The sequence below is a fragment of the Tenacibaculum sp. Ill genome, from assembly GCF_051938915.1.
Lineage (GTDB): Bacteria > Bacteroidota > Bacteroidia > Flavobacteriales > Flavobacteriaceae > Polaribacter > Polaribacter larymnensis.
In genome coordinates this window covers 1,619,131-1,633,722 of record NZ_JBPSCW010000002.1, presented here as the reverse complement: position 1 = coordinate 1,633,722, position 14,592 = coordinate 1,619,131, and the positions used below count along the sequence as shown (strand labels likewise).

The following is a 14,592-nucleotide window of genomic DNA, read 5'->3' as shown; positions in this document are numbered from 1 at the left end:
AACCCTTTTTCACTATTTTACAATCTATTATCAATTATACTTTGTACAACTTCAGGATTTAGAAGTGTAGAGACATCTCCTAAATTATCTAATTCGTTGTGTGCAATTTTTCTAAGAATACGACGCATAATCTTTCCTGAACGTGTTTTAGGCAATCCTTCTGTAAACTGAATTTTATCCAACTTCGCTATCGGACCAATATGTTCTGTAATAATTTGATTTATCTCTTTGTATAAATTGTCTTGGTTTCTTGTTTCTCCAGTTTCTTTTAAAATAACATAACCATATAAGGCATTTCCTTTTACATCATGAGGAAAACCTACAATAGCACTTTCAGCTACGGCTGGATGTTCATTCACTGCATCTTCAATAGGTGCGGTTCCTAAGTTATGACCTGAAACTATAATTACATCATCTACCCTACCTGTAATTCGGTAATATCCCACCTCATCACGAAGCGCTCCATCACCTGTAAAATACATATTATCGAATGCTGAGAAATACGTCTCTTTATAACGCTGATGGTTTCCCCATATAGTTCTTGCCATAGATGGCCAAGGATATTTTATGCACAATCTTCCATCAACTTGATTTCCTTTTACTTCTTTTCCGTTTTCATCCATTAACGCTATTTGAATTCCTGGTAAAGGTAATGTTGCATAAGTTGGTTTTGTTGGAGTGATATATGGCAATGGTGAAATCATGATCCCTCCCGTTTCAGTTTGCCACCAAGTATCTACTATTGGGCTTTTCTTTTTACCTACATTATCGTTATACCAGTGCCACGCTTCTTCGTTAATAGGCTCTCCAACCGTTCCTAAAACTTTTATTGAGGATAAATCGTGACTATCTACAAAATCCAAATTTTCTTTTGCTAATGCTCTAATTGCTGTTGGCGCTGTATAAAATTGATTTATGTTGTGTTTTTCAACAATTTCCCAAAAACGACCAAAGTCTGGATAACTAGGAACACCTTCAAACATTACAGTTGTAGCTCCGTTTGCTAAGGGACCGTATACAATGTAGCTGTGCCCCGTAATCCAGCCAATATCTGCTGTACACCAATACACATCATTTTCTTTATAATTGAAAACATTTTTAAATGTATAAGCTGTGTACACCATATAACCAGCTGTAGTATGTAACATTCCTTTTGGGCTTCCTGTTGAACCTGAAGTATATAAAATGAATAATGGATCTTCAGCATCCATAATCTCAGGAACACAGTCTTGATAAGCTTCTTCTAGCAGAGGTTCTAACCACTTATCACGTCCTTCTTTTAACTGAATATCTGAATTAATTCTTTTGGCTACTAATACATTTTCTATAGTAGGACAATTTTCTAATGCCTCATCAACAATACTTTTTAAATCAATTGTTTTAGCTCCTCTATAAGAACCATCTGAGGTAATTACCATTTTTGCTTCGCAATCATTTATTCTCGTAGCTAATGCTGTTGATGAAAACCCTGCAAAAACAACTGAATGCACTGCTCCAATTCGAGCACAAGCTAAAACTGAAATAGCCAATTCTGGAATCATTGGTAAGTAGACACAAACTCTATCTCCTTTCTTAATTCCATGGTCTTTTAACACATTAGCGAATTTACAAACACGCTTGTGTAATTCTTTATAAGATATATGTTCGGCTTCTTCATTTGGATTATTTGGTTCAAATAAAATGGCAGTTTTATCTCCTCTAATATGCAAATGACGATCTATACAGTTTTCTGTAATATTTAATTTTGCTCCTTCAAACCATTTAAACTCAGTTTTCTCAAAATCATAGTCTAAAACTGTATCCCATTTTTTTCTCCAAACAAAGTGTTCTTCTGCTATTTCTTCCCAAAATAACTCTGGATTTCTTACGGACTTTCTATATACTTGAAAATATTCTTCTAGGTTTTTTACGTGGTAATTACTCATTCTTATACTTCTTTTATTTTAGCTTAAGCTACTAAAATAAATCATTTTTAATTGTTTATCAACTTATTAGTTCTTCTTCTTAAAACACATACTAATCTTCATCTTCTTGTTGCAATAATCGTGAATGTACGATAAAGCGAACTCCTAAAGGAATCTCTAATGAAAAACTTGATCCTCTTCCTTCAGTTATATCAATCGTTAAGTGCGTATGCTTCCAATATTCATATTGATCTTTATTCATATAAAAAGGAACTTCATCTAACACACCTAACAGAATATCACTTTCATCTAAATACATTTCATCTTTAGGAAAAATCATTGGAGACGAACCATCACAACACCCTCCACTTTGATGAAAAATCAATGCTCCATGCTGTTTTTTTAGTTTTTCAACTATTTCTTTTGCCGCTTCTGTTATTGCTACTCTTTGCATATTCTATTTTTAAATTATAAAATACTGGACCTATATCAGCCCAGTATTTACAAACAACTAAAAGAACCCTAACTTGTTTTTATCATACGATATCAACATGTTCTTAGTTTGACGATAGTGGTCCATCATCATTAAGTGGGTTTCTCTACCAAATCCTGATTTTTTATATCCTCCAAATGGTGCATGTGCTGGGTATGAGTGGTAACAGTTCACCCAAACTCTACCTGCTTTAATAGCTCTTGGAATTTGATATAACTGATGTGCATCACGCGTCCAAACTCCTGCTCCTAATCCATACATCGTATCGTTTGCTATTTCTAATGCTTCAGCTTCATCTTTGAATTTTGTTACACATACTACTGGACCAAAAATTTCTTCTTGGAATACACGCATTTTGTTATGTCCTTCTAAAATAGTTGGTTTAATATAGAATCCATTCGCTAACTCTCCTTCTAATTTATTAGCTTCTCCCCCACATAACACTTTCGCTCCTTCTTCTTTTCCTATATTAATATAGGCTTGTATTTTTTCATATTGATCGTTTGATGCTTGCGCACCTACCATCGTATTTACATCGTATGGACTATCTTGAACAATAGCTTTTGTTCTTGCTACTACTCGCTCCATAAACTTATCATAAATATCCTCTTGTACTAAGATACGCGAAGGGCAGGTACATACTTCTCCTTGATTAAAAGCAAACAACACTGCACCTTCAACTGCTTTGTCTAAAAATGCATCGTCTTCATCCATTACGCTATTAAAGAAGATATTTGGAGACTTACCTCCTAACTCCATCGTTACTGGATTTAAGTTTTTAGAGGCATATTGCATAATTAACTGTCCTGTAGTAGTTTCTCCTGTAAATGCTACTTTATCTATTCTAGGGCTTGATGCTAATGGTTTACCAGCTTCTGGTCCAAAACCATGTATCACATTAATAACCCCTGGAGGAAAAACACCTGCTATTTTTTCCATTAAAAGTGTTGCTGATGATGGAGTTTGTTCTGCTGGTTTTAATATTACACAGTTACCTGTTGCTAGTGCTGGAGGTAGCTTCCATGACAACATTAAAAGAGGAAAATTCCAAGGAATAATTTGTCCAACAACCCCTAAAGGCTCTTTAATGTTCATTGATAAGGTATTTTGGTCAAGCTCGGTAGCACTACCCTCTTCTGCTCTAATTGCTGCAGCAAAATAACGCCAATGATCTGCTGCTAAAGGAACATCTGCATTTAATGTTTCTCGTATTGGTTTTCCATTATCACACGTTTCTACTAATGCAAACTCTTCTAAATTTGCCTCAATAATATCTGCTACTTTATTTAATAAAGATGCTCTCTCTGCAGCTGAAGTCTTCCCCCAGCTTTCTTTGGCTGCGTTTGCTGCATCCAATGCTAATTCAACATCTTCTTTTTGTGATCTAGGATATTTTGCTATAATGCTATTATCAATTGGAGATGTATTTTCAAAATATTCTCCTCCTAATGGAGACACAAACTTTCCATTGATAAAATTTGCATAAGTGTCTTTAAATTTTGGTTTCGTGTAACTCATAAAACTTTGTATTTTTGTTTTTTACTTAAATCAACTATCGAAATAACACTTCCTTAATTAATACATGTTGAAAATGAATATTTCGTAATTTTTGTAAAATTAAAATATCATATAGTCAATATATTGAACGTATTTATTAAATTGTAACACATATCTATTATCTTAAAAAATACATAGATAGAATTTTGTACTATTGATTATGAACCATTTATTAAGTCGACATAAAGAAAGTAGAAAACTCACTACTTTAATTGAGAACAGAACTACGTATAATGCTGAATATGCGGAGTTGAATATTTTTGAGACTCATAAAAGTGCGGAGCAGATATCTTTAACTTTTGATTTTCCTGTTATTGCAAGTATGCTTACTGGAAAAAAAGTAATGCATTTAGAAGGTATGGAACCTTTTGATTTCTTTCCTGGTGAATCTGTAGTAATGCCGACTAACAAAGAAATGATTATCGATTTTCCTTTAGCTGAAAAGAATAATCCTACTCAGTGTTTGGCTTTAGGCATTGATTCTAATAAGATTGATGAGATAGTAGAAAAGTTTAATCATAACGTAGCTATTGAACGTGAAAACAATAATTGGAAGCTAAATGAAACTTCTTCTCACCTAGTACACAATACAGATATTAATCATTTAGTAGGACGTTTGGTACACACTTTTACTGACCAAAATAAGTCTAAAGACATTCTTCTTGATTTAATGATTCAAGAACTTATTGTGAGATTATTACAAACTAAGGCTAAAGCTTTTATTTTAAATGATCCTTCTGGCACGCTTACAGATACACGTATAGGCATGGTTATTAAGTTTATAAAAAACAATCTTACTAATAAAGATATTACTGTTGAATTGTTAGCTAAGAAAGCTTGTATGAGTACGTCTCATTTTCATAAAAAGTTTAAAAATACCTTAGGGATTTCTCCTATTGACTATATAAATTCTGAAAAGATTAAATTTTCTAAAAAACTTATAAAACAATCTAAAAACCTGCGAATCTCTGAAATAGCCTACAAATCTGGTTTTAATAACATTAGCTATTTCAACAGACAGTTTAAAAAAATGGAGATGATTACTCCTCAGCAGTTTAAAAAGTCTTTTCTAAAAGAGTAAATCATCAACTTTTTTCAAAAAACTTTTATAGTTACATTTGTTTAATATGATGATATCTCTTTTTTTAGATGTTTTAAGCACTAATTGGTACATAATTTTACTTTTCTTTATCGTAGCTGTTCTATACTCCTCTGTCGGATTTGGCGGTGGTTCTAGTTACTTAGCTGTTTTAGCACTTACTGGTTTACTTTTCACACAAATTAGAGCTACAGCTTTACTATGTAATGTAATGGTTGTTACAGGAAATGTTTTACTGTATATGCAACAAAAACAATATAACTGGAAAAAGGTTATTCCACTTACTTTATTTAGCATTCCTATGGCTTTTTTAGGTGGCTATTTACGAATAAGTCAAACTTTTTTCTTTATTCTCTTAGGTTTCACACTACTCTTTGCTGCTATTACCATGTGGATTTCTAACAAAGTGGTTACCAATAACAGCAAAACTAAAGATTTAAACCTAACAAAAAATGCAGGTTATGGTGGAGTAATTGGTTTTATTTCTGGAATGGTAGGTATTGGTGGCGGTATTTTCTTAGCTCCGTTACTTCATTTAACCAATTGGGACACTCCAAAGAAAATAGCAGCTACAGCAAGCTTTTTTATTTTGGTAAACTCTATATCTGGGTTGATAGGTCAGTATACAAATCCTGAGTTTTCTATTGATTGGACACTAACTTCTAGTTTATTAATTACCGTTTTTATTGGCGGTCAAATTGGTAGTAGAATGAGTAATCAATTCTTTACTCCCACTCAACTAAAAAAGGCAACCGCTATTTTGATTGCCTTTGTAAGTATTCGGATTTTAATTAAGTATTTATTCTAATTTCGCTTTTTTGCCCCTTTTTATTGCCTTTAGCTTTGGTTAGCTGTAAACATACCTTTTTCTTTTTTTATTCTGTTTTGAAAGATTGCTATTTTCTTTCCTTTTTTTTCTAAAAACTTATACGTGTAAAATCCATCTTCAAAAGAAAATTCATTAGATGAAGTTGGATAAATCTTAAATTTACTTGAACTTCCTTCTCTCTGACTGTATAATTGACCATTTTCCATCGTGATAATACGAATTCCTCCATCTTCAAACTTATAAGCACCTACCCACTTTTGCAACTCTTCTTTTGATAAAGAAACAGCATTATTACTTGAAGAAAAAGGTTTATTAATAGCCAAAGCTGCTATTTTTATAGTCAAAGCTGTTGGTGATTTACAACCACAATTAGAAAATACAATTACATACACATCTTCACTAGGTACATATACTCCCATAGATTTATATCCAGGAATTGAGCCACCGTGTTCCAAAGTTGGCACTCCATTTATTTCGTTTAGACTCCAACCATATCCATAGTTTATTTTCTTACCATTATTCAGTGTGTAATTGGTAAACGCTTTATCAATTGTTTCTTTTTTTACTAATGTATTATTACGAATGGCTGTTTGCCACTTTAACATATCATCTACATTAGACATGATTGAACCTGCTGCATAAGGTAATGTCATACTTATATATTGAGCATTTGAATATTCTCCATTTCTCTTTCGATAACCTGCTGCTCTGTTTTTAATTAATTTTGTATAGCTTCCGTAATAAGAAGAATTCATATTTAGCTTCTTAAAAATTTGTTCTTCAACAAATTTCGGATAACTAATTCCACTTACTTTTTCAACAATATATCCTAAAATAAAATATCCAGAATTATTGTATTTATACTTTTCTCCGGGTTCAAAATCCATTGGCTCATTCTTAAAAAAATCAATAAATTTTAAAGGTTCTACATCTTTAGTTGTCACCTCTCCAAACTTTTGCATTGATGTATAACTTTTAATTCCCGATGTATGTGTTAATAAGTGATGAACAGTAATTTGTTTTCCATTCGTTGGATAATCAGGTATAAACTTAGTTATATCATCTTCTAAACTTAGCTTACCTTCTTCTAACAACATTAATATTGAAACTGATGTAAACTGTTTGGTAATTGAACCAACTTCGAAAACATTTTCTGGCTTCATGTTTACATCTAACTCTAGATTAGCTTTTCCATAAGCTTTTCTGTAAATAACATTTCCTTTTTTAGCAACCAAAGCTACTACTCCGGTTTCATTACTTTTGAATTGTGTTTGTAAAATTTCATCAACCTTTGATGTCAAATTTTGAGCAGACACTAAATTTGTTAATAAAAAGCAAAAAGAGAAGAATAATATTTGTTTTAGTTGAATTCGGTTTTTCATTTGATTTGTTTTCATGATTATTACACTTAGGACGACCCAAAAACAAATAGGTTACATCATTTTTTACTAAAAACAAAAAAAGCAACGTAAATACGTTGCTCTTTCATCCCCAAAACATAGATAACTATTTCTTAGCCTAACCAAGCATTCATCATCCACAATGTTTTTTCTTGTTCTGCTATAAAGTCACTCATCATTGAATTTGTACCCTCATCTTCAGCTTTATCAGACAAATCAAGAATTGTACGTTCTATTTTTAATAGTTCTGATAGTGAGTCAATAATTAACTTTACCGCTTCAACATCATTTGAAATATTTTTTCCTACTGGCACTCTTGATACACTAGTGTAATCTTCAAAAGTATGTAATGGCGTTCCTTGTAATGTTAAAATACGTTCTGCAATTAAGTCTACTTTTTCTTGTGCATCTGTATAAAATTCTTCAAACTTCATATGCAACTCAAAGAAGTTTTTCCCTTTAATATTCCAGTGTAACCCTCTTGCATTTTGGTAATACACTTGAAAATTTGCTAGTAATGTATTTAACTCATTTACTAAGTTTTCGGTTTTTTGTTTATCTAATCCTAAAATTGTGGTTGACATATTGTTTTGATTTTAAGTTTTTTACTTTTTCTACTACAAATTTAGGGCAAGTTTTAACAGTTTTACTATAAAGGTAATCGATTGTTTTAATATCTTTATCGAAAATTATTATTGAAATGACTATAACACAATTAAAATATACACTAGCTGTTGCTGAATATAAAAATTTCACCATAGCGGCAGAACATTGCTTTGTTACACAACCAACGTTGAGTATGCAAATTCAGAAATTAGAAGAAGAATTAGATGCTAAGATTTTTAATCGCTCTAAAAAACCCATTGAATTAACTGAAGTTGGTAAGCGTATTGTAGAGCAAGCCAAAGTTATTGTTGATGAGAGTAATCGTATTATAGATATTGTACACCAACAAAAAGGGTATGTTGGTGGTGAGTTCAGACTAGGTATTATTCCTACAATTATGCCTACGTTGCTTCCTATGTTTTTAAAAACTTTTAGTAAGAACTATCCAAAAGTTCAATTAGTTATTGAAGAGTTAACTACAGAGGAAATTGTTAGAAAATTAATGGATGGTTATATCGACGCTGCTATTGCTGCAACTCCATTAGAAAATGAAGCTATAAAAGAGCGCGTTCTATATTATGAACCTTTTGTTGGCTTGGTTCCTAGCGAACATCGTTTGTTTAAACAAAAGAAATTAAAAGTTGATGATTTAGAGGTTGATGACATTTTATTGTTAGAAGACGGGCATTGTTTTAAAGACAGTGTAATTAATCTTTGTAGAACAAACAAAAGAAATTCAACACACCACTTTCAATTAGAAAGTGGAAGTTTTGATACATTAATAAAGTTATCTAAAGACGGTTTAGGAATGACATTACTTCCTTACTTAAATACTTTAGACTTAAATGAGCGAGACAAAACTCATTTAAGAGAGTTTGAAACTCCTTCTCCTGCACGTGAGGTTAGCTTGATTTATCATAAATCTCAATTAAAAATGCAATTGATAGAAGCTTTAAAAACTACAATTGATAGTGTTATTAGAGGCGCTATTGCTTTTAGTGATGTAGAAATCATAAGTCCACTTCAAAAAAAATAAGAGTAATAAAAAATCCCGCTAATAGCGGGATTTTTTATTTTTTATCGCTCAACGATTTAAAAACTATATTCTGATAATGGCTTAGGAAAATCTTCTGGATTAGCCGCTAAATGATAACGAGGATCATCTACCGCTTCTTCAATAACATCTGCAAAAATCGGGCTTGCTTTATAAAGTAATACCTTACAATCTTCACTTAAATGTTTTAAGGTTACCTTTTTCCCTTCCTTTTGATATTTTTCTACTAATATAAAAATAGCTTCAATAGCTGAGTGATCAGAAATACGTGATTCTACAAAGTCAATCTCCACATTATCTGGGTCATTCTTAATATCAAACTTTTCGTTAAAAGCAGTAATACTTCCGAAGAATAAAGGCCCCCAAATTTCATAAACCTTAGTTCCATCTTGTTTAAAACGTTTTCTCGCTCTAATTTTCTTGGCATTTTCCCAAGCAAAAACTAATGCTGAAATAATTACTCCAACAAATACAGCAATTGCTAAATCAAAAATCACGGTTACCGCTGATACTATAATTAACACAATCGCATCTGATTTTGGTATCTTGTTCATAATTCTGAAGCTCGACCATGCAAATGTGTCAATTACCATCATAAACATTACTCCTACTAAAGCTGCAATAGGTACTTGTTCAATATATTTATCTGCAAATAGGATAAAAATTAATAAAGTAACCGCCATCATAACTCCTGATAAACGTCCTCTACCACCTGCGTTAATGTTAATTACTGTTTGACCAATCATACCACAACCACCAGTTCCTCCAAACAAACCACTTAACATATTTCCTGCTCCTTGTGCTACACATTCTTTATTACCATCACCTCTTGAATCTGTTAACTCATCCACTAAATTCATCGTCATTAATGTTTCAATCAATCCAACTGAAGCAGCTAAAAAGGCATACGGGGCTATAAACTTTAAAGTATCTAAATTGAATGGTAAATTGCTCCAAAGTTCTGCTAAATTCATTTTTTTAGAAATTTCATCAAAACCATTTAAACCTGCTCCTCCACCATCTCTAATAAAATCTCCAACATTGATAGACTCTAATCCTCCAAAAATAGACACAAACGTAACAATTAAAATAGCTGTTAACGCTGCTGGTACTTTTGTTGTTAGTTTAGGAAGTAACCATATAATTAGCATTGTTAACAATACTAACCCAATCATAGTATATAGTTTTGTTCCTTGTAAAGTAGACTTTACTACTCCACTATCTTTTACTGAATAGAATCCGTCATTTTCTATATTAAAAACAACCTTTTTTGTTTTTGCTTCAAAAACTTGTGTATCTGATTTTACAAAAACTTCTTGATTTGTTTGATTGTTAATTACTGAATTTCCTTTGATTGAAAATAATGCCGCATTTGATACTAGGTCTTGTACTTCATTATCTGCTATTTTATAAACCAGTTCTTTCGATTCAGTTTTACGCATGTTTTGTCCGAAAATATCTTTCTTATTTTCTTTAAACATTCCTAGTTGTGCAATAAAAATAACTACAGCTAAACCGTTTACAAATCCCATCATTACTGGATGTGGAATTAGTCTAACTAATTTTCCAAGTTTAAATACTCCTGCTAACACTTGAATTATTCCCATTAAAACTACAGCTGCTAGTAAATAAAAGTACCCCATGTTTTCTACAGGTGTGTCAAACAACAATCCTTTTGCGTGTCCTTCTTGTATCATGTTTACAAAAATTACAGCCACAGCTCCTGCTGCTCCTGAAATTAAACCTGGTCTTCCTCCAAAAATTGCTGAAACAATTCCCACAACGAAAGCTCCAAACAGTGCTACAATAGGACTAATTTGAGCCACAAAAGCAAAAGCTACCACTTCTGGTATCATCGCTAACGATACTGTAATACCTGCTAAAGAATCGTCTTTTATGTTAATCTTCTTACTTTTAATGTATTTCATCATAATTTCTAAGAGTCTTTTGTAAAAGTGCGCAAATGTAAAGATAATTTTATAGACCTAGTTTTACGTTTCATTAAGTTTAATTTTGTCAGCGTAAATTTTTGCCTTAATTTTGAACGTTGAACTATCAAACCAATTTGGTAGCAACAAATGAGCAGAAAAACACTACTTACTTCGAAAGAAATTGAAATCATTCTGCATCGATTAGCGTGCCAGTTAATCGAGAATCACAACGATTTTTCTAACACCGTTTTAATAGGGTTACAACCTAGAGGTTCTTATTTAGCAAATCGATTGGCTAAATTATTAAGAGAGGAATATCATATTAAAGACTTAAAATTAGGTTTGTTAGATATTACTTTTTATCGTGATGATTTTCGCAGAAGAGAAGAACCATTAGAAGCCACTTCTACACAAATTGACTTTTTAATTGAAGGAAAACAGGTGGTTATTATTGATGATGTATTATTTTCAGGAAGAAGCGTTAGAAGTGCTTTAACAGCACTACAATCATACGGAAGACCTGATAATATTGAATTATTAGTATTAATTGATCGTCGTTTTAGCCGTCATTTACCAATTCAACCTAATTATAGAGGAAGACAAGTAGATGCCATTAATGAAGAAAAAGTAGTTGTTAATTGGCAAGAAACTCATAAAGAAGATACAATTTACCTTGAACCCAAGCCCTCAAAGCTTGATTAGTTATGATTAAAAAAACAAACTAAAATGAAGCAGTTAAGTGTTGAACATTTATTAGGAATCAAATACCTTAACAAAAATGACCTTGAGCTTATTTTTGAAACTGCTGCTCATTTTAAAGAAGTCATTAACCGACCTATAAAAAAGGTTCCTTCATTACGTGATATTACAATTGCTAATTTATTTTTTGAAAATAGCACACGTACAAAACTTTCTTTTGAATTAGCAGAAAAGCGTTTATCTGCAGATGTTATTAATTTTTCTGCTGGGCAATCTTCAGTAAAAAAAGGAGAAACTTTAATTGATACTGTAAACAACATTTTATCAATGAAAGTTGATATTGTTGTAATGCGTCATTCAAATGTAGGAGCAGGAATTTTCTTATCGAACCATGTAGATGCTAAAATTATTAATGCTGGTGATGGTACACATGAACATCCAACCCAAGCATTATTAGATAGTTTTTCTATGAGAGAAGCTTTAAATAGCGACTTAAAAGGAAAGAAAATTGTAATTGTTGGTGATGTCTTACATTCACGTGTAGCTTTATCAAACATATTTGCTTTACAACTACAAGGCGCTAAGGTAAAAGTTTGTGGACCAAGCACTTTAATTCCTAGATACATTTCTAGTTTAGGTGTTGAAGTAGAAACAAACCTTAAAAAAGCTTTAGAGTGGTGTGATGTTGCTAATGTATTACGTGTACAACACGAACGTATGGATATTAAATATTTTCCATCAACTAGAGAATACACACAACTTTTTGGTATTAACAAAGAAATATTAGACAATCTTGGTAAAAAAATTGTCATTATGCACCCTGGACCTATTAATAGAGGTGTAGAACTAACAAGTGATGTTGCCGACAGTGATCAATCAATTATTCTAAATCAAGTAGAAAATGGAGTTGCTGTTCGTATGGCAGTTATTTATTTGTTAGCACAACAAATAAAAAGATAGTCATGAACATAGTAGATAAAACTGATTACACTTTAATTACTTCTGATGAGAAAACATTTTCTAGTTTCTTAGAAAACTTTGATAATGAATACGTAAACCTTACAGGAAAAAACCTGATTATTGTAATTTCAGAAGAATTTAATGCCTCTAACAAAAATATTTTGCTATTTTTGAGATACGCGGAACAACATCAGAACAATGGCACATCTTTTGTAGTTGTGTCTAAAGATGTTACTATTGATGATTTTCCTGAAACCTTTAACATTGTTCCTACATTAGTAGAGGCAGAAGATGTTATAGAAATGGAAAACATTCAACGTGATTTAGGTTTTTAACCTTATATTTTTAAATAATTATCCATCCCCTAAATGATAATTTATGGTAAAAAAAATACTATTTATAACTTTTTTCTTAGCTATTTCCGTTGGTTTTTCTCAAGAAAAATCAATTGAGAAGTTAGTAGCATCCCCTAACCCTTTTACGAATAATACTACTATTTATTTTAATGCAAAACACGATCAAACAGTTATCTTAACTGTTAGAAATGTATTAGGTAAAACTGTTTATAATAAAGAGCTTAAAGTGGTTAAGGGACGTAACTCTTTTCCGTTTCAACGTAACGACTTAAAGTCTGGAATGTACATTTATGCAATACAAAGTAATAAAGAGATTATTTCAAAACGCTTTGTAATTAAATAAATGAGTTTACACTTAACTGTTTTAGGTTGTCACTCTGCTACACCAAGAGCAAATGCCTACCCAACCTCTCAATACTTAGAAATTAACAATCGTCATTTTTTAATTGATTGCGGTGAGGGTACACAACGTCAAATGAGAAAGTATAAAGTTGGTTTTTCAAAAATCAACCATATTTTCATTTCTCATTTACATGGTGATCACTTTTTTGGTTTGGTTGGACTTATTGCCACTTTTGGCATTCTAAACAGAGAAAAAGAGCTACATATTTACGGACCAAAAGGTATTAAAGAAGTTACTACTCTTCAATTAAAGGTTTCTAAATCGTGGACTAAATATCCTATTATTTTTCACGAATTAGAATCTAAAGAAAGTGAACTCATTTTTGAAGATGATAAGGTTTCTGTTAGAACTATCCCTTTAAATCATAGAGTGTATACTAATGGTTTTTTATTTACCGAAAAACCAAAACTTAGAAAATTACATATTGAAAATATTCAGCAATACAATGAAATAGAGACTTGTGATTTTCATAATATTAAAGCTGGTAAAGACTTTATACTCTCTACAGGAGAAGTGATTCCTAATAAAGAATTAACTATTGATCCGCCTAAGCCTTTAAGTTTTGCCTTTTGTAGTGATACTGCCTATAAGCCAGATATTATTCCTATAATTAAAGAGGTAGACTTATTATATCATGAAGCTACATTTTTAAAAGATAGAGAAGATTTGTGCGATAAAACAAAACACTCTACTGCAGAACAAGCTGCTTCTATTGCCAACCAAGCAAATGTAAATAAGTTAATTATTGGACATTATTCTAGCAGATATAAAAACATTAATGATTTTAAAACTGAAGCTCAAACAGTTTTCAAAAACACTGAATTAGCAGAGGCAGGAAAAAGATATAGCACTAATTCTTTTCCTGTTGAAGTTCTAAATTAATACTGCTTTGTTGATAGGAGTACTAAAGTACAGGCTATTTCGCTCTCAATCCCATTTTCTTTTAACAACTCTATAAACTCAATATTTTCAGTTCCTGGATTAAAAATTACTCTGCGAGGTTGTAAATTAATTATATATTCATAATACAATTTCTGGCGCTCTGGATTTAAGTATAAGGTTACAGTATCAATATTTTCAAAAAAAATATTTTCTGTTTCAATGGCTACATCTACTACGTTTCCTTTTTGTAATCCAATCGCTACAGTTTCTATATCATTGTCTCTTAACTTTTTAATAGCAATATTAGAGTATCTAGAAGGCTTTAAAGAGGCTCCTAGTACCAAAGTACGTTTTTTCATTTTCTGTTAATAATACGTTAAACTCTCTTAAACTGAGTAACAAAGTTAGACAATTAAGAG

The 14,592-nt window shown here is 31.6% G+C and carries 15 protein-coding genes; 8 read left to right on the top strand and 7 right to left on the bottom strand.

Annotation, left to right across the window (positions count from 1 at the left end):
* Nucleotides 1-17: 17 nt before the first annotated feature.
* From acs to ACTPNM_RS07785, 3 genes are all read right to left on the bottom strand, one after another.
* Nucleotides 18-1,925, bottom strand: a complete 1,908-nt coding sequence (gene acs, locus ACTPNM_RS07795; RefSeq protein ID WP_440121247.1) for an acetate--CoA ligase — start codon at nucleotides 1,923-1,925, stop codon at nucleotides 18-20.
* A 91-nt stretch (nucleotides 1,926-2,016) separates the two neighbouring features.
* Nucleotides 2,017-2,358 carry a DUF779 domain-containing protein gene (locus tag ACTPNM_RS07790; protein WP_121147497.1) on the bottom strand — a complete coding sequence of 114 codons (342 nt, stop codon included), beginning with the start codon at nucleotides 2,356-2,358 and terminating at the stop codon, nucleotides 2,017-2,019.
* 57 nt (nucleotides 2,359-2,415) lie between these two features.
* Nucleotides 2,416-3,915, bottom strand: coding sequence for an aldehyde dehydrogenase family protein (locus ACTPNM_RS07785; RefSeq protein WP_440121246.1), 1,500 nt, complete (start codon nucleotides 3,913-3,915; stop codon nucleotides 2,416-2,418).
* A gap of 199 nt (nucleotides 3,916-4,114) precedes the next feature.
* Here ACTPNM_RS07785 and ACTPNM_RS07780 point away from each other — a divergent pair, with 199 nt between their 5' ends.
* Together ACTPNM_RS07780 and ACTPNM_RS07775 are read left to right on the top strand one after the other, a co-directional pair.
* Nucleotides 4,115-5,035 carry an AraC family transcriptional regulator gene (locus ACTPNM_RS07780; RefSeq protein ID WP_121147499.1) on the top strand — a complete coding sequence of 307 codons (921 nt, stop codon included), beginning with the start codon at nucleotides 4,115-4,117 and terminating at the stop codon, nucleotides 5,033-5,035.
* 46 nt (nucleotides 5,036-5,081) lie between these two features.
* Complete coding sequence (locus tag ACTPNM_RS07775) at nucleotides 5,082-5,861, top strand: sulfite exporter TauE/SafE family protein (RefSeq protein WP_440121245.1); 780 nt, start codon at nucleotides 5,082-5,084, stop codon at nucleotides 5,859-5,861.
* A 29-nt stretch (nucleotides 5,862-5,890) separates the two neighbouring features.
* Here ACTPNM_RS07775 and ACTPNM_RS07770 read toward each other — a convergent pair whose 3' ends face one another.
* On the bottom strand, nucleotides 5,891-7,279 hold the full coding sequence (locus tag ACTPNM_RS07770; protein WP_440121244.1) for a serine hydrolase domain-containing protein: 1,389 nt from the start codon (nucleotides 7,277-7,279) through the stop codon (nucleotides 5,891-5,893).
* A 116-nt stretch (nucleotides 7,280-7,395) separates the two neighbouring features.
* Complete coding sequence (locus ACTPNM_RS07765) at nucleotides 7,396-7,866, bottom strand: Dps family protein (protein WP_099213733.1); 471 nt, start codon at nucleotides 7,864-7,866, stop codon at nucleotides 7,396-7,398.
* Between the two features lie 116 nt (nucleotides 7,867-7,982).
* On the opposite strand from ACTPNM_RS07765, the gene ACTPNM_RS07760 reads away from it, so the two are divergent.
* On the top strand, nucleotides 7,983-8,924 hold the full coding sequence (locus tag ACTPNM_RS07760; protein WP_440121243.1) for a hydrogen peroxide-inducible genes activator: 942 nt from the start codon (nucleotides 7,983-7,985) through the stop codon (nucleotides 8,922-8,924).
* Nucleotides 8,925-8,980: 56 nt separating this feature from the next.
* Here the strand turns inward: ACTPNM_RS07760 and ACTPNM_RS07755 are convergent, their stop codons facing one another.
* Nucleotides 8,981-10,873: a SulP family inorganic anion transporter gene (locus ACTPNM_RS07755; RefSeq protein WP_440121242.1), complete on the bottom strand. Its 1,893-nt coding sequence runs from the start codon at nucleotides 10,871-10,873 to the stop codon at nucleotides 8,981-8,983.
* A gap of 147 nt (nucleotides 10,874-11,020) precedes the next feature.
* On the opposite strand from ACTPNM_RS07755, the gene pyrR reads away from it, so the two are divergent.
* Genes pyrR through ACTPNM_RS07730 form a run of 5 tightly spaced genes read left to right on the top strand, consistent with a single transcriptional unit; the run spans nucleotide 11,021 to nucleotide 14,173 of the window.
* A complete protein-coding gene (gene pyrR / locus ACTPNM_RS07750; protein ID WP_099213736.1) occupies nucleotides 11,021-11,575 on the top strand; it encodes a bifunctional pyr operon transcriptional regulator/uracil phosphoribosyltransferase PyrR in 555 nt (184 codons plus the stop codon).
* Nucleotides 11,576-11,599: 24 nt separating this feature from the next.
* On the top strand, nucleotides 11,600-12,532 hold the full coding sequence (locus ACTPNM_RS07745; protein ID WP_099213737.1) for an aspartate carbamoyltransferase catalytic subunit: 933 nt from the start codon (nucleotides 11,600-11,602) through the stop codon (nucleotides 12,530-12,532).
* Nucleotides 12,533-12,534: 2 nt separating this feature from the next.
* Nucleotides 12,535-12,867, top strand: a complete 333-nt coding sequence (locus ACTPNM_RS07740; protein WP_440121241.1) for a hypothetical protein — start codon at nucleotides 12,535-12,537, stop codon at nucleotides 12,865-12,867.
* A 43-nt stretch (nucleotides 12,868-12,910) separates the two neighbouring features.
* Nucleotides 12,911-13,231 (top strand): T9SS type A sorting domain-containing protein, encoded by a 321-nt coding sequence (locus tag ACTPNM_RS07735; protein ID WP_121147502.1) that lies wholly within the window; start codon nucleotides 12,911-12,913, stop codon nucleotides 13,229-13,231.
* On the top strand, nucleotides 13,232-14,173 hold the full coding sequence (locus ACTPNM_RS07730; RefSeq protein WP_274640065.1) for a ribonuclease Z: 942 nt from the start codon (nucleotides 13,232-13,234) through the stop codon (nucleotides 14,171-14,173).
* Here ACTPNM_RS07730 and ACTPNM_RS07725 read toward each other — a convergent pair.
* Complete coding sequence (locus ACTPNM_RS07725; RefSeq protein ID WP_440121240.1) at nucleotides 14,170-14,532, bottom strand: CoA-binding protein; 363 nt, start codon at nucleotides 14,530-14,532, stop codon at nucleotides 14,170-14,172. The genes ACTPNM_RS07730 and ACTPNM_RS07725 overlap by 4 nt on opposite strands.
* Nucleotides 14,533-14,592 lie beyond the last annotated feature (60 nt).